Source organism: Methanoculleus receptaculi (genome assembly GCF_033472595.1).
In the GTDB taxonomy this organism is placed as follows: Archaea; Halobacteriota; Methanomicrobia; order Methanomicrobiales; family Methanoculleaceae; genus Methanoculleus; species Methanoculleus receptaculi.
The window spans coordinates 1,375,222-1,396,894 of the sequence record NZ_CP137642.1 but is presented as its reverse complement, the minus strand read 5'-3'; the positions used below and the strand labels follow the sequence as shown (position 1 = coordinate 1,396,894).

Below are 21,673 nucleotides of genomic sequence, written 5' to 3'. Positions count from 1 at the left end.
GCGCCTGGAAGGTGGTGCACAATAATCTTCTTCCTGGTGAGAGATGACACCGTACCCCTTAAGCGACACGCCCTTCCTATGTGAGACGTATCGATCAGGTACATTAAAAAAACGATCTGTTTTGTTTGACCTGTTAGCCTCTCTAGGTTCCCCGGCGCACCAGTCTGTGGGAGCATCTCCCGGTTCCATTCTCTCCCCGCCGGTCGTACTCCCGGTCGACGTAGTCGTTTAGGACGAACCCGGCCAGAAAGCCGAAAAGGCCGATCAGCGCTGCCCGGCCGACGAGTTCCCACGAGAACCCGCCGTAGTTCTCAAACGCAAGCGCCAGTCCCGAGCAGAAGAGCAGGGGCCAGACGAAGAAGAAATGAGCCCGGGTCAGGTCCGCGAGTGCCGTGAGGGTCTCTCTCATGATGTATGTCATGAGTTCTACGCTCTGGTTCAAAAAGCGTTGCAGGCAGGTCAAGTCTGCAGCCGGTTCACCCCATGACCGTGACGACCTGCCGTTGCTCGATATGCGGGCATATCTACGACGAAAAGATCGGCGATGCGTGCGCTCCGCCGGGAACCACGTTTGAAGACCCTCCCCCGGACTGGCGTTGCCCGGTCTGCCTCGTGGAGAAGAGCAGGTTTGCTCCGTTTGCCTCCCCTCTTGCGCGTCTCGGGCTCTGAACCGTCCATGCAGCTGCCCGCTGCTCTCTGCCCCCTCTTTTCCGGGTATTTGTACGGATCCAAACTTATTTCGGGTGAAAATCATCTCTCCCGAACGCCTTACCGGATATACAGGGCACAGGAGGTCATGAAGATGAAAGATACAGGATACATGAATCCGAAGAATAGCTCTCCCCGGAGAGAGCCGGCAGCCTCGCTCTCGGAGGGCTTAAGATGAGCAGCGGTGCGTCGATCCGTGGCGTCCGGGACCCGGAGGCGATCCTGGAGTTCGTCCGGCGTCTCTCCGGATCGGAATCGGATCCGGAGCGGCAGGAAAAACCACGGTCCGGGTAGCCCGGACCGCACCCCTGCCTCCGGAGGGTTTTGGTTTTAGCGATGAACCGAACTGTTCTCTCGTTTTCAGGGCAAAACCGAACAGAATGCGGGAAGGGTACATGCTTCCCGAACGACACACAGGATATGTGGCGGCAGAATCCGCCAGGAGACAAAAAAGAGATGAAGCCAAACAAGCAGTCCTGCAGAGGGGCGGAGATCCCGCGCAGGCCTCTCACCGTGATCGCGCGACTCGAGACGGGTGGCGGCCACCCGGCACTCTCCGGCCTGAAGTTCCTCCGGATCGTTTCCCGGGAGGAGGGAACCGATCCGGCATCGAACCGTGCCGCCCGGAACCCTGGAGGTGATCCGGTGTAGCCATTCGCTGAAGTTTAGCATTCTCCCGGGTTGTCACCCGGATAAGGGGGCAGGAGAACCATGGTAGTGCCTCACTCCGTAGAACGTACCAGATCAACATCATCCGATAAACGATCTCTCTCTTTTTCGCGTCACGAAATTCCCATGGCGCTGTGACTCACGCTACACAACGGACCGGATCTCAGTTCACGTCTCGTTGAGCGGGTCATGCCCCCGCAGAGAGGGTTGCACCGCTGCTCGCCGGAGGAACCGGTCGGCTTTTGGTTTACTTGCTTCTTCCGAAACCTCTTCGGGGTATCCCCGGTTTTCCGAAGAGTGTTCGGCTCTGGTTGATTACGACCGAATTAGATACCCGTTTTGCGAGAGAATGCAATTGACCGACTTGTTTCCGAATGAACGCGCCCGGGTTGTTGCGATCGAAGGCGGGCAGTGTCTCTGCCAGCACCTCGCGCTGCGCGGGCTTGCCGTGGGGTGCACCCTCACCGCACTCTCCGGCCGATTCGGCCCGGTTGTCGTCCGGATTAGCGATGAGACGCTCGTCCTCGGCCGGGGAATGGCACAGAAAATTCAGGTACAGAAGGTGTAATTTCGTGAAAAGATTGTCCGAACTGGAATATGGCGAATCCGGCGTTGTCCGGGAGATCCGTGCCTCGCAGCACGAACTCAACTGCCTTGGGATCAGGCTGAAAAAACAGGTTAAGATGATCACCCGCCAGCCCATCAAAGGGCCCGTTGTCGTCGTCGTCGACGATATGGAAGTGGCCATGGGGCTGGATACCGCCGAAGGGGTCGTCGTCGAGGTCGAAGGTCACGAGGGGTCTTGAGCATGGCGGATACGTCTAAGACCGTGCTGATGATGGGCAACCCGAACGTCGGGAAGAGCGCTCTCTTCAACAGGCTCACCGGGGGGGATGCGGTCGTTTCTAACTACCCGGGAACGACGGTCGACTATACGAAAGGCGTTCTCATCGAGAACGGGAAGGAATACGAGGTTATCGATGCACCGGGGACATACTCCCTGGAGGCACGGGATGCCGCCGAGGGCGTGGCGGTCAGGCTGATCTCGGAGAATTCGGATGCGGTGGTTCTGGTCGTCCTCGATGCGACGCGCGTTGAGCGGGGCCTCTACCTGGCTCTGGAAGTGATCGAACGGGGGTGTCCGGTGATCATCGCGCTGAACATGATCGACGCCGCACGCGACCGACAGATCGTGGTCGATACCCACGTGCTCCAGAAGATCCTCGGCGTGCCGGTGGTGCCGACATCGGCCGTCAGCGGCGAAGGCGTCCGAGACCTTGCGGAGATGATCCGCAAGGCGCAGAAGGCCGATATTGAGGCCGTGCGGGCCCGGGCCGACGGACGGTTCGATGAGCCGGAACAGTCCGGCGGGTGTGCCGGGTGCGGCCTGTGCGGGGGATGCTAGGATGGCGCTTACCGTGCAGGAACGGTGGGACCTTGTCGATGCAATCGCCAGAAAAACGGTGACCGCCGGGGCCTACCGGCAGAACCTCGGCGACGTTCTCGGCGACCTCACCGTCAGGCCGCTCACCGGCATACCCGTTGCGTTCGCCGTGCTCTACGCGTTCTGGAGCATCTTCTCCTCGTTCGCGGGTGCCCTCGTCACGGACGGTTTCATGGTAAAGGCCTTCGACAACTACTGGCTTCCGTGGCTCCAGGAGGCCTGGCCCGACCCGGCGAGCATCCACTACTTCCTCTTCGTCGGCGACCCGCTGGCTGAAAATTGTTTCGAAGCGTTCGGGATGCTCACATCGGGTCTCTTCGTCGCGATCGGGGTGGTGCTGCCGGCAATCATCATCTTCTACCTGATGATGACGGTTCTTGAAGACTCTGGCTACCTCCCGCGCCTCGCCGTCCTGATGGATACCGTCTTCCACCGGATGGGGCTGCACGGCTACGCCATCGTGCCGACGATCCTCGGACTCGGGTGCAACGTTCCGGCGGTGACGGCGACCCGTGTCCTGGAGACGAGAAAACAGCGGTTCATCATGATGACCCTGCTTGCCATATTCATCCCCTGCGGCGCCCAGCTCGGCGTGATGCTCGAGGTCATTCCCGAGACGGTGGGTTGGGTCATGCTCTACCTCATCCTCGAATTCCGTTCGTCCTCTTCGGGGTGCTGGTCGTCAACGTTCTCTATCTGGCCGGTGTCATCGGGGCACTCGCCGATCTCTTCGAACCGCTCTTCGTCACCTGGTTCGGGGTGCCGAAAGAGACGGTGGGGCCGCTCATTGCAGCTTTCCTCCGCAAAGACCTCGCTGTCGCTCAGCTCTCCGCCATTGCCATGACGCCGTACCAGATGATCACCGCCGTGGTGCTCGTCTCTATCTACTTCCCCTGCGTGGCCACCTTCGTGGTGATGCTGCGTGAGGGGTGGAAGGAACTTGCAGCGGCGGTTGCAGTGCTCGTGGCGGCGGTCTTCATCTACGGCGGACTGATCCACGCCGCCGGCATCCTCATGGGGGTTGCATAAATGAACCAGAATTCCAGTATGTTTACACTCTACATCGGGCTGCTCGGCCTCGTTACGCTTGCTTTCGGCCTTGCTGACATCCTTGTCTGGGCCGGGGCGAGCCCCGGCTTTTCAATCGGCATCCTTGAGATCGCCGGCGACGACTTCTTCCGCTGGGCGTGGGGAGGCGCCATTCTGGTCTTCGGCGGCCTGTTCATGCTCGGCAGCCTGAGGGGCCGTGGAACCATGGAACAGTTCGGGAAGACGGTGCTCGGTGCGGCCATGATCTGGATCATTGCCGGCACCGATATCTTCGCCCGGCTCTGCGAGAGCATTCCCGCCGGCGAGGAGGCGCCGGAGTTCTTCAACTCGGTTGCCGGTTTCATCGGTGGGTTTGCCCCACCCTACTCGCCGGCGATCCTCCTCCTGCCGTTTACGCTGGGGATCGTCTACTTCCTCTTCAACGGGAGGTTCGATGAGGTATGAAGAGGACAGGGTTTATTCTGATGCTTGCCGCCCTGGTGCTCTGCCAGGGCGCTCTTGCCCACATGCCCGGCGCCGATGCGGCACCCGAGGTGGATCTCGGTCCGATTGTCGTTCTGGATAACGGCGTTCCGGAGGAGATCGGCATCGACGATATTGCGGCATACCATGGTGGGCTGGAAGGAAAAGAGCCCGATGCCTGCATCTGTTGCGTCTGCATGTACAGGGTCCTGCTGGCCGGTATCGATGAGGTTTGGGGCGATGAAATCCCCGAACGGTCCGATATCGGCGTGCAGAGCCGCCTGGTCTCGGACGGAGCTCTCCATACTGCCTGGTACGTGACCGGAACCGGTCCCGGGATGGACGCCGGTTCCGCCGGTCGGTTGACGCTGATTGCCCCCAACGGGTCTGTACTGGCCGACTATTCAAAACAGGCGAGGATGGTGATTGCAAATAACCGGTGCCTTGACGACTACCGGTTTGAGGTAACCCGGCTTTCCACGGGGGAATCCGTGACGCTCACGCTCCGCGAGGACGCCTTCCCAGAAGGTTTCTTTGAGCTGCGCAGGGCGGTGAAAGTCGATAAGACCGCGACCGAGGCCGAGAGTGCCGAATTCCTGGAAAAGTGGAATACTCTCAGGGCTGATCTCCTGCAAAAACCAGACTACGAGTTGTTCAACGAGATCGAGCCTCCTGAAGAGGAGGAACCGGATCTCCTGGGTGGCGGGGTATTTCTGGCCCTGCTCTGCATAATGGGTGCAGGTATCGTGCTGATGGGGAAGAAGCGCAGGTAGCGCGCGTGGATACCCCGGATGAGACGGTCCACAGGATCGCCACTTCTTTTTACCTAATGTAAGCATTTCGAGACGGACTGGTACAAAAGGCGGGTGAAGGTCTCACGGCAGGAATAATCCTGGTTTATGCTTTGACTGAATGCACCGAGAACAAGATGCCCGGTCTGGCGGTTATTGTTGCATCGAAGAGATATATACAGAGATATTTAATGATCAGCGTGTTCATGTACATCATTTCCCGGGAACGGAGAGCCCGACCGGCGGGGCGGGTGATCCCTCCAGGGGTGCCCGTGCTACCGGGGATGGTGCAAAGATGTCGGGGATTCCGAGGGGTTCCCGTCCGATCCCAAAACGGTCGGTGTATGGGGGATTTCTGGGTGTACGTCAGGGTGTAACTCTGCAAACTAGGGGGATCAACCCTGCTGACTACGTGCCTCTCCTGGTGTCCCGGGACGAGCCCTGCCATATCTGCGACTGACGTCGTCGCTCCGGCGGGGCGGCGGGAAGAAGTATCTCTGCTATGGCTGCCTGGCGAAGGTGCAGCCCCTGCCGGGGGTGCTCGACCACCGGGCGTTCTCCCGGGTGCGGGTGGACCTCGGCCGGGGTGATGTCTGCGATGCGGGGAAGGTGGTCTACCGCTCGGCGGCTGACCGGGTGAGCATCTGTGCGGGGTGTTATGCCCGGCTGGTGCGGGAGTGGAACGGTCGGGAGGGGCGGCGGCTCCACGCCCTGAGATGATGGGCATATCAGAGTCCTCCAGGGGCCCTCTGACGACTGCTCCGGAGAGGATGCCTGCGGATGTCTCCCCGCCTCCTGGCCCGGGGCTCTTACCGAATCCCAGGGACCGGTATCAACCTCTTCAGAACAGTTATTGGTCAAAGACCTTCTCGAATCACTCCTGCTTTCTCAGGGCCTGCTTCATCCTAATCCGAAAAAGGTAATGCATTCAGGGTGTGACTATCATCACAGAGGAGTCCGATGCACGCAATCATTCATGAGAAGATCCCTGAGATCAACCGCATCGCTGCACGCCACCGCGTAAGGAGGCTCGGGGTATTCGGCTCGGTGACCGGCGACCGGTTCAACCCTGCAACGAGTGACATCGATTTTGTTGTTGAGTTCAAACCGATGACTCCAGCGGAGCATGCAGAGGCTTACTTTGGTCTCGCAGAAGACCTGGCCCGGCTTTTTTGCCGCAAGATCGATCTCGTCGAGCGATCGGCGATCAGAAACCCGATCTTCCGTGAGTCCGTGGAAGGAACCTGCAAAGATGTCTATGCCGTCGCTTGAAGCAAAGAAGTATCTCTATGATATAGCCAGGGCTGCCGAGTATATCACCCAATTCACCGCCGGCAGGACCTACGAGGAGTATCACGCCGACCCCATGCTCCGGTCTTGCGGTGGAGCGGCAGTTTGAGATCATCGGCGAAGCGTTGAACCAACTTCTGCGGCGAGAGCCTGACCTCAAGGGGAAGATCTCCGACGCATCCCTGATCATCGCATTCAGGAACCGCCTGATCCATGGCTACGCAACTGTTTCTGATGAGGTTGTCTGGGGTGTCGTTGAAGGTTACCTGCCGGTTCTCTCCGGTGAGGTGCGGGATCTCCTGGGGGAGGAGTAGGAACGGCGTCACAGGACCGGGGGCTCCCTGCTCCAACCGTATAGGCTCGATCGTCTTCTCTTGAGTCCGGGCAGTTCGACCTCTCCGGCCGCCGGGCACACTGCCTTTTCCTTTACTGATTCTTCCCGGCACCCTGTGCAGCCCTCTCAATACACCCTCTTCTCCGGGACTGCTCCCCGCACCCCGCCCTGGCATACCGGGGGATGACGTGGACGTGGAGGTGCATCATCGTCTGGCCGGCGTTGTAGCCGTCGGGGTGGAACCGGCCGTCGAGGAGGATTTTTGCCTCCCGGAGGAGGGCGAGTTCCGCGACGTGCCGGAAGGGGAGTTCCCGTCAGGGCAATAGTCCGTGCCGGTGAGGCATCCGACCTCCGGTTTACCCTTCCTTCTCCTCTTCAAGGACGCGCCTGTAGAGGGCATCATGGATCCGGAAGTTTCCCTGCTCCCGCAGCCGGTTCATCTCCTCCGCAAGTGAGGAGACCTGCCCTTCATGCTTCGCCTGGATCAAGAGGCCGATAATGCCGGTGACCGGAAGGTCATAGAGCCCCGCTATGCGGCGGGCCTCGGCCTCGTCAAGGAGGAGCGCGTCGGGCCTGATCTCGATGGCAAGGACGATGCACTCTGCTTCACCGGGGTGCAGTTCCTGTTCGAGCAGGCGCACCAGGGCCGTGTTGGAGGGCTCGACCACGCGCAGCCATCCTGACTCACGGGCTTCCCGGATCTCGGTTGCCCCGGGGCGACTGCCGCCCTGTTCCACGACCTCCCGCCAGACCGCAGGAGGGATGAATACTTCTGAAAAACGACGAAGCAAGTTGACACGGCCGATCAGCGAGAGGTGGATGAGTGGCGAAGAATTGCTAACTGCGAGCGGCATATGCGATGTCCCGGTCGAGATCCTCGTCGGCGTAATGCCGGGGGATCTTCCGTGCCCCGAGCAGTTCCTCCCACTCCCACCGGGTCATTCCCGCAAGCGCCGCCGCCTTCCCGGAGGAGAGTATGCCCCGCTGGTAGAGCGCCACGGCAAGCTCCCGCTGCAACTCGGCGACAACGGTGTCGGGAGGGAGCCGAAGCGCCTGTACGATATCCTGGGGGACGGTGATGGTAACATCGGCCATAGCAGTTTCACCTGATAGATAATGGATGGGAGGGAGAACCGATAAATCTGATGGTGAACGGAGGCCGGAGAGGTCCCCTCTAATACACCCTCTTCTCCGGGACCGCCCCCGGCATACCGGGGGATGACGTGGACGTGGAGGTGCATCACCGTCTGGCCGACGTTGAAGCCGTCGGGGTGGAACCGGCCGTCGATGAGGATTTTTGCCTCCCGGAGGAGGGCGAGGAGGGCGGCAAGCTCGGCGTCCGTCGCGTCGAAGAAATCCGCGACGTGCCGGAAGGGGATGAGGAGGAGGTGGCCGGGGTTTACCGGGTATTTATCGTAGCGGGCGTAGCAGAGGTCGTTTGCGAGGACGATCTCTTCTCTCTCAGGGTTGCAGAAGGGACAGGTCAGGGCGTTTATGCTGCGCACCCCCGGACGTCGATTAAGTGGGCGCACTTCCGTGTCAACTACCCACCCCTAAAGGAGGAGTGGGCTTCCTGCCTGTTTGATCGGTGAACCCCGGCTCCAGTGTAATCGTATCGGGATCGATCTTCACCCGTATGGCGATCTCGCCTTTTCTCTGAAGGCTTACACAGGCAAAGTTCTTGATCCGCTTGAAGGCTGTATAGTTCTTGAGCACCCTTGTCTGAACGTCGTCTCCGAGTGCTTCGATGTAGGCCCGCAATGCCTCAAAGCGATCCCGAAGATCCACATCTGAGTGTTCGATCTCTTCAGAGAATGTTGGTGCGATACGGGCCAATCCCGGTCCTGTGCTGTTACTGGCTGTCGTAGTGGAACTCTGTGCTGCGGTCGCGTTCACGAGTTCAAACAGCAGGAGGGTGTCTTCGAACTGCCGGTAGCGGATGAGTTCGACGTTGCGATTGATCTGCTGGATACTACAAGTTTAACTGGGACGATGTAAAACCCGAATAAAGCAATGAACTGTCATGAATCTCTATTTATGGATTCGGTGGCCTGTGAGCATAGAGCAAGAGAAACACCTGCGAGTTGCTGAACCTTGTTCTCATGAACCTGCAGTAAATGAATGCATGAGTAGCCGTGAGACTGAGCGAAAGCTCTTTCCGGCAACCTTATCTCACTTTCAGGCAACCTCCCTGTATGGCGCTCTCCTTCGACATCCCAAAAGGTCAGCGTATCGCACCATTACTCTACGAAGCGTTCAGGACTACCGGGATTCATGGCAGGGTGGATATGCCCGAAGACAGGCCTCCTCAAGGAGTCGAGGCCGGCTCGCTGGAGCACATCCTCTTTCTCACCCTGACCGTGGCGATCGACTACCAGCGGGATGCCCACGCGCTCTGGGAGAGCGCCCGGCGCACATACGAGGACCCTGAAACCCGGTATCTCTTCAACCCTGCGGCATTACACGAGGTGGCGTACTCAAAGATTGTCGACGACCTGCAGAGGCATGGGCTTTCAAAAAAGAGCCAGAAAGACACGTTCATCTGGCGCACGGTCGGTCTCTCGTTTTACAAGAAATGGAACGGTGATCCCCGCAACTTCCTGGCCGACTGCGGCTATGACGGGCCGACAATTCTCCGACGGCTAAAGGAAGACCAGCACCTTGGTGACGGCCGACCATACACCGATTTTCCCTTTCTGCGAGGAGACAAGATCGGGCCGCTCTGGCTGCGGATGCTCAGGGACAACGCGAGGATCGACACGATTCAAAATCTAGAGAGCGTCCCGATCCCGGTGGATATCCATGTTGCCCGGGCTTCGCTCTGCCTCGGCGTAGTGTATGGGAAGTATGAGGGCCGGCTTGAGGACCTATTTGCCGATGTCCGGCGTGCCTGGGCAGAGAGTGTCAAAGGCCATTCAGTCGATGGGCGACCTATGATCGCTCTGGACGTGGACGAACCACTATGGCACCTTTCCAAGTTCGGGTGTGGCCGGAGGAACCCTGAGACGGGATTCTGCCCGCTCCTGGGGACGTGCGAGCTGGGTGCGTTCTGCGTGGATGGGAAAGTGTCTATTAATGGGCAGAAGGTGACCCTTGATACGCTGGCGGGCAGGTGAAACGCTTGGTATGCAGGACGTGATTAGAAGATGAATACGGGTGGGAAGATTCTCTGCGTCATCTCGTGCGGCAGCAGAAAAATCTGGGATGACAGCAGCGGTCGGGATGCCGGACCAACTCCTGCGCGGAACGTGTACACAGGCAACTTCGCCCGCCTCAATCAGAAGTACGCTGAACGGTTTTACCCCGAGTCCTGGTGCATTCTTTCCGCCAGGTACGGTTTCCTGATGCCTGATGACGTCGTTTCAGGGAACTATAACGTGCGCATCACTGATCCTGAAGCAATCTCGATAGAGAACCTGCAGGAGCAGGCACAACGGCTTGGACTTGACAGATTCGACCGGGTTGTGGTGGTAGCCGGCAGAGACTATGTCACTGCTGTACGGAGGGCGCTGCCGAAGATCAGGGTGGACGCGCCTCTTGCGGGTGCAGGAGGTATCGGAGGCATGATGAAAAGGGTGAGAATGGCTCTGGAAAGGGGAGAGCCGCTGGAGGCCAGGAACTAATCATCGTAGGCGTTTCCACGCGCTCGAACGGCGATTAGCGACACTCTTTTTGCATCCTCGTCTGGAAGATAGATCAGCCGATAATCTCCAATACGGTATCGCCACTGTCCGGCAAGCGGGCCTGTCAGAGGTTTGACCGTATTGCCTCTTTTTGTTGTAGGCGTTACAATGATCTCCGCCACTGCTTCAAGAGCTCTGCCCTGTAATTTTTTATCATTATACTGGCTGAGATTCTTTCGGAACTCGGATGTGAAAGAGACCACCCACCCCTTGCGGCCCTTTTTGCATTGTGGGTCAATGTCACTACTTCCGGATGCTATCCCCAATCTCTGGGGGATCTGATCTAGCGGGTATGTGGGCAGCCCTGGAACCTCTCCGGCAGCCTTCTGGAGGATGAATATATCATGCTCTTTAGGCAGATCCTCTCGCGTTTCTGAAACCGCCCTGAATATTACATCCTCGATTGTAGATTCTGGTTCAATACTAAGGAGTTCTTCTTCAGGCCAGGCGAGGAGATCTTCACGAAGCAGGTTGCCGAATTCGATCAGTGCATAGTCATATGCAGACATTTTAGTGAAGCAATGAAGAACATCGATACCTGTCTTTTCTTTAAGATACACCCAGTCGATTATATTCCGATAGTCGTTGCGGGCAGTAAGATCGAAGATCCTGGTACCTGATTTCTGACTATATAACCGATTAAAACATCCGTCAACAGACGACCTGTAACCCAGGCCTTCTGGATAACCGAGGTAACGTAACGAAAGTTCTGTAAAATTGAATTGGCCCTGAAGGCCATCCCATACCAACAATACGCTGCCCGGACTGCATTTTTCCGCTTCAGGTTACGGTCGAGCACCTGAAAGAGAACAGACCGATCGTCTGCGGCGGCTGCGGCAGGGTAGTGACCCTTCGCGACGCCGACGGATCGGTTGAAGACCGCCTAAAAGAGTTCAGGGCGGCGGCTGAAGACCTCGACCACCGCACAAAGCGCTGACCGGGACGGTTCAGTCGTATATCACTAAAAATAGCCGATGGAGGGCTCCTCCATCTCATATCCGTTTATTTATCCCCGGACCCCACATGTGCCGGTTAGTTCACTGGCTTCCTGCGGTGCAATGAACTGCTTTATGGACTTCCAGACCCCGCCGAAGAAGGTGAAGATCGGTTCGAGCAGCCCCTGGGGTTTCTCTTTTTGCTCAATGCTGAGTATCCCTCCCTCATAGATCGTCCTTGTCCCGGAGTCCCAGATCTCAACGGTCACCACACCCTCTCTGATAAACAGGGTATCGCCGACAAGCAGGCTATCTCCTCTATATACAGGAAAGATCCGGGCATTTCTAAGGATCTCCGCTCTGCCCTGAATAGATGTCACCGTTCCTGCTTCAGTTTGTCCGTAATCCACGTAAATTATCCCGCTGCCCGACGGGGTTTCCGTCACCTCGGGAGTCGCCGCCTGTCCGGAGCCGCCGCCTGCTCGTTCTATCAGGACCGCGGTTCCCCCGGTGCCTCCGCCGAGCATCGTCGTATCGCTCCTGTCGACCAGCTGGATATCCGCAAACGAGCCGCGCTGCAGGGTGATGATATCCTTATGGCGCAGCGTATCGCCCACACCGGCAGGCTGAACGCTCGTGCCGCGTGTAATGGTGACGGAATATGCACCAATCTCCGAATCTGAGGTAATCGAGACGATTCGACCGAGAACCTCCTCGCTCGTGTATACCTGCAGTGTGGTATGCGAGCCGGTCTGCGCCGCTGCAGGCGAGACGCAGAGCATGAGGATGAGAAGGAGAAGACAACACTTCGATAGGGATTGCATAATAGTGAATGAAATACATAGTATAAAAAATGTAACAGGTCAGGTATACCTGTAAGCCGCAGTTGGTATGAAGGGTTCTCCCTCGAATGACTTCCTGATGGCCGTGATTACCGACCCTCCATTCTTCCTCACCGTTGAGATGTACCCCCGAACCCTGCAGAAGTTAGATGCCCCCTCCACACTTCTAAACGTCCCTGAGATCTTCTGCTGAACCTTCACCATCCTGATATCGCGCTCTGCAAGGTTGTTCGTAAAGGGCACCCTGAAATCGGTCATGAACCGGAGGATCTCTACACGATATCTCTGACACCGGTCAATGAGGTTCTCAGCAGGAGTTCGTCTCTTCCGACTACGTCTCCCTCCTTGAACCGGCAGAGGAGAGGAGGGGTTCTCTGCCTTCCCGCTCTCGAGGATCCGATCAAATCGTCTTTGAAACTCTTCGATCTCAATCGGTGTGAGAGAACCCGCTGATTCCGGGGCTCCATCAACAGCGGCGTAGATCTCAAGAAGGAGATCATGCATCTCATCAGACCAATGCTGGCCGGTATTCTCCGATATCCCTTTGAGATCGCGGAGGATATGGGCATTACAGACCGCATGCTCGCATGCATACCCGAAGTATGGCGACCAGCAATCATGGACCATGATCCCCTTGAACGCAGGAAGTACACCGATCGCATCCATCGCCTCCGATCCTCTTTTCGGATGATGACCATACAGCGTGAGGAGATCCGTACTGGCTGTATGCAGCCATTCTCGTTTGCCGTTCACCCGGAATCCGGTTTCATCAGCATGCAGAACAGGTGCTCCCTGCAGAAGGTGTTTCACCTCTTCTTCAAAACCGTCAAGGTTTGCTGCACAGGCTGAAACGGACTGCATCAGGGTTGCCTTGACCGGGGAACACCCAAAGATGTCCGTGAAGATCTCCGCTGAACGTTCATACGGAAGCAACTGGTAGATGCAGAAGTAAACCATCAACGCCCGGATGTTGTAGCCGTATTGGAGGTAAGCCGGAACCTCCTCGGGGAATGACCCTTCATGTATCCGACCACAGTGTGGGCAGACGACCGTTTCAGCGTGATGTTCGGTGACAACTATCCGGAGTGGGGGAATGTCATGAACCTGTCTCTTCTGAACAGAGGATGCCGGGACGAGAGCAAGGGATGCACCACATTCTTCACAGACATCTGCGCGGTGTGTCTGGATGATGTCTGGAGTCTCACACCATTCAATCGTCCGACCTTCATGTCCTTTCTGACCCCCCGGACGTTTCCCGGTCTTTTTACGCTCTTTCTGAGGCCGTTTGAAGCCATCGGTGGATGGGGGACGACTGCTGTTTTGACTGCTCATGTCTGAGTACGTCGTTCGAGTTCAGCGATCCGGGTCTGCTGAAGTGAGCAGAGTTCTTGAAGTTGCTTGACTTCTTCTTCCAGACGCTGGATGATCGTGACGATCGCTTCAGGGTCGTTCTGTATCAGTGCAAGAATATCGTCACGTTCCATGATGACATAACCTGAATATCTATTTATCTCTCATTATATAAAGATCTAACGGTTGTATGGGCGTATTTTCAGAAAAGGGGGATTGTGATATGATGGGTAAGAGCAAGGTGTGGTGAAGGGGTGTCCTGACCTGTTACATGCCGGATACCGCTTCCACGTCCGCACCTTTGCCTGGTCGATGGTGAACCCTTTGACATCTCTCACCGCCCCGACACTCATACCGTCTCTACCTCCTCCCGGATCACGGGCTTGCCCATCGCGGCCTCGATACGGTCGAGGATCTCCTCGTATCGCCGGTTGTAGAACGCCCAGAAGTCGTCGTTCCGAAGCGCTTCCGGATCGATGACATGTGAGCGCAGGATCTGATCCAGGCGCTCTGCCGGGATCTGCTCGTTCTTCTCGATCCGTCGCAGGTAGACACTCGGCGCATGCCCGCCAATCATATGATTGGTGCGAGAAGAGAGAGGTGTTTTGTTGATGATACAGTCCACCGCCCTCTTGCGCCTCGCGAGCTCCGCCCTATCGAGATGCTCGCTGCACCATTTTTGAGGGAAGATGTGATGGATATCGATATTTTCATCGTAGTAGTTTGTAATATCAATCGGCTGGCCGGTCTGGAAGTCCTCGCATCCATCGCGCATCAGCAGCGCAAAGATACCCTTGTAGGCCGCACTTCCGCGGGTTGTCAGTTCCTCCAGGCGTGCTCCCGAGAACGAGGCGTCCTTCACCGTTGTCGGTTCATCGCCGCCCCGGATCCACGCGATCAGCTCAGGAAGATCCTTTGCAAGCCGGCTCTCAATCGCGCCTCCGTAGAGCTCGCCAAAGACCCCACACCAGTACCATCGCGAGAGGAGCTGTCTTACGGTGTCGTTATCAGCTTCATCGCCGAGGACCGCAAATGTGGCGGCCAGCGGGACGATCTGCGTCTGGTACGGCAGATCGTGGGCGGTAAAGATCTTCTGCATCCTCAGGTACTTGGCAGCCTTCATGAAACCGTCAACCACCGCATCACGGTGCTCAAGATAATCCTCGAGATTGAGTTTGAGAATGTCTTTGCGCTTGCAGCTGATTGCAGGCGCACGTCCGTCCGAGTCTCCTCTTCTTTCTATGTATTCCCGGTTCCGCTTCATCGTCGTAAGCAGGGTGACCGCCTGGAGGAAATGATCGTTCGGGATCTTACTCAGAACATCTTCCTTGGCAAACTGTTCTGCAATATTCTTCCAATCGTTGCGGAGCGAGAAGTTATCAGCTGCAAACGTGGCGGTCAGGAGCTCGAAGACCGTCAACGATACCCCGCCGGTGTTTACCTTCTCAAAAACAAGGCAGACCGCTTCTTTCGGCGTCTCCTTCTCCATCTCGATGACCGGGAGCTGGTAGTGTTCGAATCGCTGGATGACCTCTGTATAGAACTGGTTGAAGAGTTTTATCTTTGATTTGTCGTAATCCCAGTACTCATCGTACCCCATCCTCCAGGAGAAACTATCGTACACCTGCTTCACCGGAAAGAGACCGGCCTCGTACTCCTTTTCTGGTGTAGAGTAGTCTTCGACGACCTTGCGCCGAAAGTCCCTGACACGTTTATCCTCCGAAATACTCCGGATGCAGTCTTCGCGGTCTTCGTTGGGATCTAGGCATCTTTCGATATCGAAGTAATAATATCGATGGATAGGCTTCTTCCTGGCATCCTCTGTGATGACTGGACCTGGCTTGATCAGCGCCTGAAAAAGTGCGGTGAGCCGTTGCTGCCCGTCGAGGATCAATTGTTCAGGCTCGACAGCCGGTTCAAGGGGCAGCCCTTCGATTGGTCGCGGCTTGAACCGGTATTCGCTGTTTCCGGTCTGGAGTATCATTACAGTCCCGATGGGAAACGAGAGGGAGACACTCGAGAGGAGGCTCAGGATCCGGTAGTCGTCCCACACCCATCCTCGCTGGAAGTCGGGAAGCTGAATCTTGCGCTCGTTGATCTTCTCAAGAATATCTTTGAGGAAGACTTTTGTACTCTGGAAAGTTGTGATTCCGATTGCCATTTTCTATCTCCTGGAGTTTGATGAGATCGTACGCACCCCGATATCATACTCGATAAGCAGATTCACCATCTGCTCTCCGTTCATCAGGGCAATAGGGGTCTTGTCCGGCTGCTCCGCCTCCTGCCGGGCGCCAGTCGAAAAGTCGCTCGTGGTGATGATCAGCCCCTGCTCGTGTGCCCCGAGAGAGCCCCTGACCCGCTGGACGACCGGCGTCTGGATATTGTTCTTCCAGCGTTTCACCTGGACGGCCATCTTCGTTTTGATGACGTCGCCAACAACAAGCGTCCCTCGAACGTCGATGCCGCCGTCGCCGCTCGCCCGGGTGACCGCGACGTCCTCGAACCCGATCTTTGCAAGCAGTTCCCCGACGAGCCCCTCGAAGGCGGCGGGGTCCATCGTCCTGATCCGTTGCATGAGGTGCTCCCGCACCTCGCGGTTATGCGCCTCGATCTGGTAGGGAAGCCCCTGTTCGTGCCACCGGGTCAGCCCGACGTAGCCTTTGCCGAACTTCTCGAACCTCGGGAGTTCCCCTCGTTTGTTCTGCCGCTGGATCTCGGTGAGGATCGCGGCGTACATCGTCGCTTCGGGGGTCAGGCCGCCGGTTGTGATCAGGTCGAGGTCGAGAGCCTTTCGGGTGATATCCCGGTAGTGCATCGGTTGCCTATCTGCATAATCCTCGAGCACCATTTCGGCGGCATCGAGGAAGGACATGCTATCCCGCTCGGGTTCGGGCTCCGGAGAGGGGTTGGGATCTCCAGCCTCACGGCACCCGAAGATGCCGGGAGCTGCTCGATAAAATCTGGACTGCTCCCGATTTCTTTTGATATCAACAGCAATCCGGGTGTTGACCGAATTCCAGGGGGTCAACCCTGCGCTCGACCAGAGACCTCGATCGAGCATCCGTTGCGTGATCTCGCGGTAGTGGAGCGGTTCACCTGCTGCACGGAGCACCTCATATGCGGCATCGAGAACGTTCATCCCTCATCTCCTGCCCAGAGAGCCGAATATCTGCGTTTGGGTTGATATTGACGAGGATGTGCTCCTTGATGGCGGGAGGATTCCATACGGTGAAAAATCTTCATACAATTATCCGGTGGTATGAGAGGGTATTAATATTGATTATTTGAAATTGTCATGTTCATGGCATACTGCATGCGGCTGAGCACAGCCTGGCCGAATAAATCTCCCCCGACCAGATCAGGCGATACAACGCCTACTCCCGGTCAAACCGCCTCCCCGTCTTCGTGGTGATCGGTAGTGTTTCAGATCTTCTGTAATTCTTCTGAGCCCTGTCTCCTTGTTTGATCATTCCCCCTCCATCGTCAAATATTTTCTGCCGGCCACCCACTCCTCATTGATGTCCATCAGGATGGATCCTGCCAGCCTGAGGAGTGACTCTTCATTGGGAAATGCCCCTACAACTTTGGTTCTCCGTTTCAGTTCCTTGTTGACTCTTTCCATCATGTTCGTCGTTCTGATCCGCTTTGCGTGCTCTTTCGGGAACGCCGTGTAACTCATAAGTCCCGGGATGAATCTCTCGATCGTATTGGCCGCTTTCCGGTATCCTCGTTCGTTCAGATCATCTGCAAGCTGCTGAAGTCTCTTCTCGTTCCCATATGCCTCCTTCAAGGATTCAGCAACTTCTTTCTGATGTTTCCGGGGAATATTCTTTAAAACCGCCCGCGTGCAATGGACCGAGCACATCTGCCACGATGCGCCGAGGAAGGCGGCTTCCGCCGCCTTCTGGATCCCGGCATGACCATCCGAGACAACCAGTTTGACACCCGTCAATCCTCGTTCTTTGAGGTCTTCGAACAATCCTGACCAGAATTCTTCATTCTCACAGTCGGTGATTCTGGCTCCCAGGATTTCCCGGTAGCCGTCCATTCGAACCCCGGCGATCACCAGAAGAGATTTGGTGATGTACCGTGGTCTCTCTCTCACTTTGTAGTACGAAGCATCCACAAAGAGATAGGGAATATCCTGTTCAATCGGCCTCTGAAGGAATGCATGGACCTGTTCATCGAGATCTTTTGCTATCCTGGATACTGAAAGCAGGAGAGAGTTGTTCGATGCCAAAATGAGCAACAATCTCCTGGATCCTGCGGGTTGAAACACCCTGAAGATAGGATTCAAAGATAGCATTCTCAAGAGCCTTCTCAACCCGTGAATAGCGTCCAAACACCTGTGTTTCGAAGGAGAACTCTCGGAATTGTGGTTTCAGGAGGATCGTTTCTCCATATCGGGTTTTCAGAGAGCGCTTCTTGTAGCCGTTCCGATGCGCTTTCCGCGCATCGGTTCGTTCATACTGCTCGGCTCCCGCCTGTTGGAGGGCTTCGAGCAGCATCACCTGGTTGAGGAACCAGGTGATGAGGGTCTTCATGCCATTCTCCTGATCGGAAAGATAATCTTCGATTAACGCTAAGGGATCCATGGCCCTGTTTCTCCTTTGTCCAAATCTAGGTTGGATTCAGGGCCAAATCATTTTTACAGAAAATTCGTTACACTATCAGGGGTTCGCCGTCATCGCCGCCCAGTTCGGCAGTTTCGTCGCGGGTCCGAGCGTTGCGTCCACCCTGCTCGCCGCGGGAGATATGACCTGGCAGCAGATCGTCCTCACCCTGCTTGTGGGGAACGTCCTCACCAGCGTGACACGAAGCATCCGCTGGCTCGGCTCTTCTTACGTCGCGATCTTCGGGATGCGGACGGGAACGGAGATCATGCTCGTCTCGACGGTGCTCCGGAACGGCATCATGGTCTTTCTGGTCGCCGTGCTGGCATACGGGTTCGGATGGGGGTGAGGGGTTGTGGCGGGTGGCGTCCTTGGGTCGAGCGTCGGGATGTGTTAACAGGCTGCTTCGCTCTTTTGGTGCTGTAAAAAAAGATCCTTGACGGAGTAGAAATACTTTGGAAACGGGATTATTAGATTAGATCTGTAGATCTCCTTTTTCCCGCAGATAATTCCCGGGGCCTGATGTTGCGAAGGTAGCAGTCAGTATGACTTCGAGAGGTTTGAGGATCGATGTACCTTCGTCGAAAGCATCGGCAAGCAACCTCATTCCTTCTTGAATTTTTTCAAAATGCCTCGCTTCAAGTGGGACTGTGCTATCGCCGGAACGAATGCGTTTAAACCGATCCATCAACCCCGTATAACAGGTATTGAGGACGAAATCAGCCATAAGGTAGTCATCAGTGAATGCATAGCGGAGCGTGCGATTAGTAATACCATATGCTGCAGAGAAATAGTAAATTTTCTTCTCAATGTTCTCTTCCTTTCGCATCATCGCTTCTACCCGCCGCAACTCGGTGACGAGTTCCTTTCTGAAGAAATCTTGCCTTGACATAATTTCCCTCACTGGAAATATCTCGGATGCTCATCGCCATAGATGCTATCTGCAGTCGCACACGGTGGGACGAGCACAGATGTCGCTCCAATGACACTGCCCCCCCAGGCTTCACCCTCAAAAGGAGCATACCTGGAAACCCAGCCCTCCTCTGCGGAGATGTCCGGGGGTGCGCTGACATCCCTGTCCTGAATATACTCGTGGATTTCTTTAAGCCGTTCTTCACCGAGCATTTTCTCGATGAGGGCATTGTTCAGGTCATCAATGCGCCGTACAATCGAAGAATCCGTATTAATCGAGTAGAGAGGAGCCCTTCCTGTACCCACATTCAGGAGGCCCCATGCAACAAATTTTTTCACGACCCTGCCTGCGGTGACACGCGAAACGCCTGCCTCTTCTGCGAGTTCGGTAACGTTAAATTCCATGTCGGATAGTGGCAGGAGAAACTCGAGAATTCTCAACTCGCAGGTGTTTCCAAATAATCCTTCAAACGGACTTGCCATAGATCTCACATAATCTCATGCAGTGATCAAGAATACTATACGCGTACTGATAACTGATATTGTCGCAAGCGATAAAAATATTTTGCATCATGTCAGAGCTTACGATATCGCCCATCAACGACGTTATACCCATGGCTTTTTAGGGCAAAGATGGCGCTCTTCATGTCGGCTATGTAGTATTTCATTTTCTTTTTCCTGATCTGTGCCACATATCCGCCTTTCATCAGGATCTGAAGTGTATCTTCAATGGACAGACAGGATCGTCCCGTGAATTTCTTTATATAAATTTTGTACAGTTTTTCGGAATGGTAGCCTGCATCCGTCCGAAAGTGCCTCCCTTTGTATAAAACATCGAGAATAAAGAGCGCTTCATCAGGGAGATCGCATGACATAAGGCACTGATTTACAGTTCTTTTCGTTGTGACATATAAAGTGGCGGTTTATGCTTCGTTGCTTTTGAGGGGCCGATATCGGTTTTCCTCCTTCATCAGGATCATAAATACACTCTGGCGACGGCTTTTTTGGGCTGCACGGAAAGCCTGTGTTGTCTCACCGTATCCGGTTTCATTGCATACAGGTAGCCTTGCAGATTGCATCGCTCACGAACGCGGCTGCTTCTCAATGAATCACCCGCCCTGCACCTCCCGCACCGCCCGTATCTCCGGTATCTCCATCCCGCCGAGCAGTTCGACGATCGCCTGCACGTAGGGCTCCTGCCGGGTGCAGCTTGGGGATGCGCGGGGATCGCTCCGCTGCCCCCGCCGCCCCATCTTCGCATGGCCGGTGGCGACGTAGTGGAGGAAGTCCTCCTTCGGGAGACCCCACCGGCAGTTGACCTGCAGTCGGACGAAATCCGGGTTCTTGTTCGGGAAGAGCACTGCCCGCGTCCCGGGGAGCGGGACCGGGTCTCCGCCGTTTGCCTCTGCAAGATCGAGGACCCGACGCCAGAGCCGGCCGCAGGCTGCCTGCGGGCAGACCCGGCAGTAGCGGTTCGACGGCGGCGTGCCGTCGCCGGTGTAGTGGCGGCAGAAGTTCGTGTCCATGAGCGATCAGTGGTTCCATTGTGGGTCACCGGTGCCGCACAACTGCTCGACGCAGGCGTCACTGCATCGCATCAACCGCTCAGCATACGACTCGATGAGATCACGCATAGCAAGGCAGTCCAGCCATGCCTGCGGGATCGCGGACGCCCCGTAGTACGCCCCGGCGAGCTGTCCGTAGATCGCCGCGGTGGTATCGGCGTCTTCCCCGAGGTTCACCGCGAGAAGACAGCCCTCTTCAAATGTGCTGCTCCGGGAAAAAGCCCAGAGCGCCGCCTCAAGCGAGGCCACGACATAGCCGCGCCCCCGGATCGCGGGAGGCTCTTTGCGGAGGTAGGACCCCGCCGCGACTATATCGATCTCGTCGGTGAGCGGGTGCTCTTCCCAATAGCCCGGAACCGGGGAGTACCGCTCCGAAAGCAGCACCTCTTTCGGTGCACCGGCAAGGGCGCCGACGATCAGCCCCCCGAAGAACCGGCAGGCGTCGACGGCCACCGGTAGCGCGTGCGTGGTCCGCGAACTCTCGCCGGAGAGCTCGATCGCCCGGGCCGGGTCTGCGGCGTAGAAGATCGGCACCGGGCAGAGCCGCATCAGGGACCCGTTGCCTGCCGACCGCTCGTCGGTCAGCCCGGGAAAGGGCTCGCGGGTAACCATGAACCGCTCGAGCGCCTTCCGGGTCGTCGTCCCGATATCAAAACAGGTACCGGTGCTGGAGAGGTGCCCCTCCCGGTACCAGCGTACGTAGCGCTCCAGCTGGTCGACGGGGTCAAACCCCCGCTTCTCGATCAGGCTCTCGGCGAGGCAGAGGGCGAGGGAGGTGTCGTCGGTCCACTCCCCCGGCTTGAGATTATGGTACCCGCCGCCGGCCATACCGGTGACGGGCGCAAACGTCCCGGGCGGCCGGAACTCGACTGATACCCCGAGGGCGTCGCCGGCGGCAAGGCCGAGGAGGCAGCCGCGGTAGCGGTCGATTCTGTCCATGGTGTTGTTTCAGGTCGCTTTCACCAAAGACGGTTCCGGTTTGTGCCGGTCAAAATAACAACACTCATCCTTCCTCCTTCCTAAAC

31 protein-coding genes and 3 pseudogenes are annotated in these 21,673 nt (G+C 56.7%); 17 read left to right on the top strand and 17 right to left on the bottom strand.

Annotated elements, in window-relative coordinates; all coding sequences use genetic code 11:
* Positions 1-142 precede the first annotated feature (142 nt).
* Positions 143-421 (bottom strand): UbiA prenyltransferase family protein, encoded by a 279-nt coding sequence (locus R6Y96_RS07180; RefSeq protein WP_318620569.1) that lies wholly within the window; start codon positions 419-421, stop codon positions 143-145.
* 62 nt (positions 422-483) lie between these two features.
* Here R6Y96_RS07180 and R6Y96_RS07175 point away from each other — a divergent pair, with 62 nt between their 5' ends.
* The 13 genes and pseudogenes from R6Y96_RS07175 to R6Y96_RS07115 all read left to right on the top strand — a co-directional run bounded on the left by R6Y96_RS07175 (position 484) and on the right by R6Y96_RS07115 (position 6,728).
* Positions 484-669: a rubredoxin gene (locus R6Y96_RS07175; RefSeq protein ID WP_318620567.1), complete on the top strand. Its 186-nt coding sequence runs from the start codon at positions 484-486 to the stop codon at positions 667-669.
* Between the two features lie 495 nt (positions 670-1,164).
* Positions 1,165-1,359, top strand: coding sequence for a hypothetical protein (locus R6Y96_RS07170; RefSeq protein WP_318620566.1), 195 nt, complete (start codon positions 1,165-1,167; stop codon positions 1,357-1,359).
* Between the two features lie 367 nt (positions 1,360-1,726).
* Positions 1,727-1,945 carry a FeoA family protein gene (locus R6Y96_RS07165; protein WP_318620565.1) on the top strand — a complete coding sequence of 73 codons (219 nt, stop codon included), beginning with the start codon at positions 1,727-1,729 and terminating at the stop codon, positions 1,943-1,945.
* Positions 1,946-1,949: 4 nt separating this feature from the next.
* Positions 1,950-2,183 carry a FeoA family protein gene (locus tag R6Y96_RS07160; protein ID WP_318620564.1) on the top strand — a complete coding sequence of 78 codons (234 nt, stop codon included), beginning with the start codon at positions 1,950-1,952 and terminating at the stop codon, positions 2,181-2,183.
* A gap of 2 nt (positions 2,184-2,185) precedes the next feature.
* Complete coding sequence (locus R6Y96_RS07155; RefSeq protein WP_318620563.1) at positions 2,186-2,782, top strand: FeoB small GTPase domain-containing protein; 597 nt, start codon at positions 2,186-2,188, stop codon at positions 2,780-2,782.
* Positions 2,727-3,413, top strand: a pseudogene (locus R6Y96_RS07150) (nucleoside recognition domain-containing protein); the annotation flags it as partial. The gene R6Y96_RS07155 and the pseudogene R6Y96_RS07150, both read left to right, overlap by 56 nt.
* Positions 3,305-3,850, top strand: coding sequence for a nucleoside recognition domain-containing protein (locus R6Y96_RS07145; RefSeq protein ID WP_318622503.1), 546 nt, complete (start codon positions 3,305-3,307; stop codon positions 3,848-3,850). The pseudogene R6Y96_RS07150 and the gene R6Y96_RS07145, both read left to right, overlap by 109 nt.
* Positions 3,851-4,315, top strand: coding sequence for a hypothetical protein (locus tag R6Y96_RS07140; protein ID WP_318620562.1), 465 nt, complete (start codon positions 3,851-3,853; stop codon positions 4,313-4,315).
* Positions 4,312-5,106, top strand: coding sequence for a hypothetical protein (locus R6Y96_RS07135; protein ID WP_318620561.1), 795 nt, complete (start codon positions 4,312-4,314; stop codon positions 5,104-5,106). The genes R6Y96_RS07140 and R6Y96_RS07135 overlap by 4 nt, the downstream gene beginning before the upstream one ends.
* Before the next feature lie 537 nt (positions 5,107-5,643).
* Entirely contained in the window at positions 5,644-5,844 is a 201-nt protein-coding gene (locus R6Y96_RS07130; RefSeq protein ID WP_318620560.1) for a hypothetical protein, read from the top strand.
* 240 nt (positions 5,845-6,084) lie between these two features.
* Complete coding sequence (locus R6Y96_RS07125) at positions 6,085-6,396, top strand: nucleotidyltransferase family protein (RefSeq protein ID WP_318620558.1); 312 nt, start codon at positions 6,085-6,087, stop codon at positions 6,394-6,396.
* The gene (locus R6Y96_RS07120; RefSeq protein WP_318620557.1) at positions 6,383-6,523 is read left to right on the top strand and encodes a hypothetical protein; all 141 of its coding nucleotides are present in this window, start codon (positions 6,383-6,385) and stop codon (positions 6,521-6,523) included. The genes R6Y96_RS07125 and R6Y96_RS07120 overlap by 14 nt, the downstream gene beginning before the upstream one ends.
* Positions 6,507-6,728, top strand: a complete 222-nt coding sequence (locus R6Y96_RS07115) for a HepT-like ribonuclease domain-containing protein (protein WP_318620556.1) — start codon at positions 6,507-6,509, stop codon at positions 6,726-6,728. The genes R6Y96_RS07120 and R6Y96_RS07115 overlap by 17 nt, the downstream gene beginning before the upstream one ends.
* A gap of 112 nt (positions 6,729-6,840) precedes the next feature.
* On the opposite strand, the gene R6Y96_RS07110 is transcribed toward R6Y96_RS07115, so the two are convergent.
* Entirely contained in the window at positions 6,841-6,954 is a 114-nt protein-coding gene (locus tag R6Y96_RS07110) for a hypothetical protein (protein WP_318622502.1), read from the bottom strand.
* Here R6Y96_RS07110 and R6Y96_RS07105 point away from each other — a divergent pair.
* Complete coding sequence (locus R6Y96_RS07105; protein WP_318622539.1) at positions 6,937-7,074, top strand: hypothetical protein; 138 nt, start codon at positions 6,937-6,939, stop codon at positions 7,072-7,074. The two genes, R6Y96_RS07110 and R6Y96_RS07105, sit on opposite strands and share 18 nt — an antisense overlap.
* Before the next feature lie 30 nt (positions 7,075-7,104).
* Here R6Y96_RS07105 and R6Y96_RS07100 read toward each other — a convergent pair whose 3' ends face one another.
* The 4 genes and pseudogenes from R6Y96_RS07100 to R6Y96_RS07085 all read right to left on the bottom strand — a co-directional run bounded on the left by R6Y96_RS07100 (position 7,105) and on the right by R6Y96_RS07085 (position 8,536).
* Positions 7,105-7,602 (bottom strand): DUF3368 domain-containing protein, encoded by a 498-nt coding sequence (locus tag R6Y96_RS07100; RefSeq protein WP_318620555.1) that lies wholly within the window; start codon positions 7,600-7,602, stop codon positions 7,105-7,107.
* Complete coding sequence (locus R6Y96_RS07095; RefSeq protein ID WP_214023166.1) at positions 7,586-7,843, bottom strand: UPF0175 family protein; 258 nt, start codon at positions 7,841-7,843, stop codon at positions 7,586-7,588. Before R6Y96_RS07095 ends, R6Y96_RS07100 begins: the two co-directional genes overlap by 17 nt.
* A gap of 170 nt (positions 7,844-8,013) precedes the next feature.
* A pseudogene (locus R6Y96_RS07090) lies at positions 8,014-8,253 on the bottom strand (HIT family protein); the annotation flags it as partial.
* A 34-nt stretch (positions 8,254-8,287) separates the two neighbouring features.
* A complete protein-coding gene (locus tag R6Y96_RS07085) occupies positions 8,288-8,536 on the bottom strand; it encodes a DUF5655 domain-containing protein (RefSeq protein WP_318622501.1) in 249 nt (82 codons plus the stop codon).
* Positions 8,537-8,943: 407 nt separating this feature from the next.
* Here R6Y96_RS07085 and R6Y96_RS07080 point away from each other — a divergent pair, with 407 nt between their 5' ends.
* Both R6Y96_RS07080 and R6Y96_RS07075 read left to right on the top strand, forming a co-directional pair.
* A complete protein-coding gene (locus R6Y96_RS07080) occupies positions 8,944-9,864 on the top strand; it encodes a hypothetical protein (protein ID WP_318620554.1) in 921 nt (306 codons plus the stop codon).
* A 30-nt stretch (positions 9,865-9,894) separates the two neighbouring features.
* A complete protein-coding gene (locus tag R6Y96_RS07075; protein WP_318620553.1) occupies positions 9,895-10,371 on the top strand; it encodes a DUF6884 domain-containing protein in 477 nt (158 codons plus the stop codon).
* Here R6Y96_RS07075 and R6Y96_RS07070 read toward each other — a convergent pair.
* The 7 genes and pseudogenes from R6Y96_RS07070 to R6Y96_RS07040 all read right to left on the bottom strand — a co-directional run bounded on the left by R6Y96_RS07070 (position 10,368) and on the right by R6Y96_RS07040 (position 18,153).
* Positions 10,368-10,991: a type II toxin-antitoxin system RelE family toxin gene (locus tag R6Y96_RS07070; RefSeq protein ID WP_318620552.1), complete on the bottom strand. Its 624-nt coding sequence runs from the start codon at positions 10,989-10,991 to the stop codon at positions 10,368-10,370. The two genes, R6Y96_RS07075 and R6Y96_RS07070, sit on opposite strands and share 4 nt — an antisense overlap.
* Positions 10,992-11,437: 446 nt before the next feature.
* The gene (locus R6Y96_RS07065) at positions 11,438-12,190 is read right to left on the bottom strand and encodes a hypothetical protein (protein ID WP_318620551.1); all 753 of its coding nucleotides are present in this window, start codon (positions 12,188-12,190) and stop codon (positions 11,438-11,440) included.
* A gap of 39 nt (positions 12,191-12,229) precedes the next feature.
* On the bottom strand, positions 12,230-13,540 hold the full coding sequence (tnpC, locus tag R6Y96_RS07060; protein WP_318620550.1) for an IS66 family transposase: 1,311 nt from the start codon (positions 13,538-13,540) through the stop codon (positions 12,230-12,232).
* Complete coding sequence (locus R6Y96_RS07055; protein ID WP_318620549.1) at positions 13,537-13,692, bottom strand: hypothetical protein; 156 nt, start codon at positions 13,690-13,692, stop codon at positions 13,537-13,539. Before R6Y96_RS07055 ends, tnpC begins: the two co-directional genes overlap by 4 nt.
* Positions 13,693-13,907: 215 nt before the next feature.
* Positions 13,908-15,719 (bottom strand): GmrSD restriction endonuclease domain-containing protein, encoded by a 1,812-nt coding sequence (locus R6Y96_RS07050; RefSeq protein ID WP_318620548.1) that lies wholly within the window; start codon positions 15,717-15,719, stop codon positions 13,908-13,910.
* Positions 15,720-15,722: 3 nt separating this feature from the next.
* Entirely contained in the window at positions 15,723-16,697 is a 975-nt protein-coding gene (locus R6Y96_RS07045; protein ID WP_318620547.1) for an HTH domain-containing protein, read from the bottom strand.
* A gap of 327 nt (positions 16,698-17,024) precedes the next feature.
* Positions 17,025-18,153, bottom strand: a pseudogene (locus R6Y96_RS07040) (IS256 family transposase).
* A gap of 160 nt (positions 18,154-18,313) precedes the next feature.
* Here R6Y96_RS07040 and R6Y96_RS07035 point away from each other — a divergent pair.
* Positions 18,314-18,520 (top strand): hypothetical protein, encoded by a 207-nt coding sequence (locus R6Y96_RS07035; RefSeq protein ID WP_318620546.1) that lies wholly within the window; start codon positions 18,314-18,316, stop codon positions 18,518-18,520.
* A 126-nt stretch (positions 18,521-18,646) separates the two neighbouring features.
* Here the strand turns inward: R6Y96_RS07035 and R6Y96_RS07030 are convergent, their stop codons facing one another.
* The 4 genes from R6Y96_RS07030 to R6Y96_RS07015 form a co-directional block, all read right to left on the bottom strand.
* Positions 18,647-19,063 carry a hypothetical protein gene (locus R6Y96_RS07030; protein WP_318620545.1) on the bottom strand — a complete coding sequence of 139 codons (417 nt, stop codon included), beginning with the start codon at positions 19,061-19,063 and terminating at the stop codon, positions 18,647-18,649.
* 8 nt (positions 19,064-19,071) lie between these two features.
* Positions 19,072-19,566: a winged helix-turn-helix domain-containing protein gene (locus R6Y96_RS07025; RefSeq protein ID WP_318620544.1), complete on the bottom strand. Its 495-nt coding sequence runs from the start codon at positions 19,564-19,566 to the stop codon at positions 19,072-19,074.
* 626 nt (positions 19,567-20,192) lie between these two features.
* A complete protein-coding gene (locus R6Y96_RS07020) occupies positions 20,193-20,609 on the bottom strand; it encodes a hypothetical protein (protein ID WP_318620543.1) in 417 nt (138 codons plus the stop codon).
* A 6-nt stretch (positions 20,610-20,615) separates the two neighbouring features.
* Complete coding sequence (locus R6Y96_RS07015) at positions 20,616-21,587, bottom strand: ADP-ribosylglycohydrolase family protein (protein ID WP_214023289.1); 972 nt, start codon at positions 21,585-21,587, stop codon at positions 20,616-20,618.
* Positions 21,588-21,673: the final 86 nt, after the last annotated feature.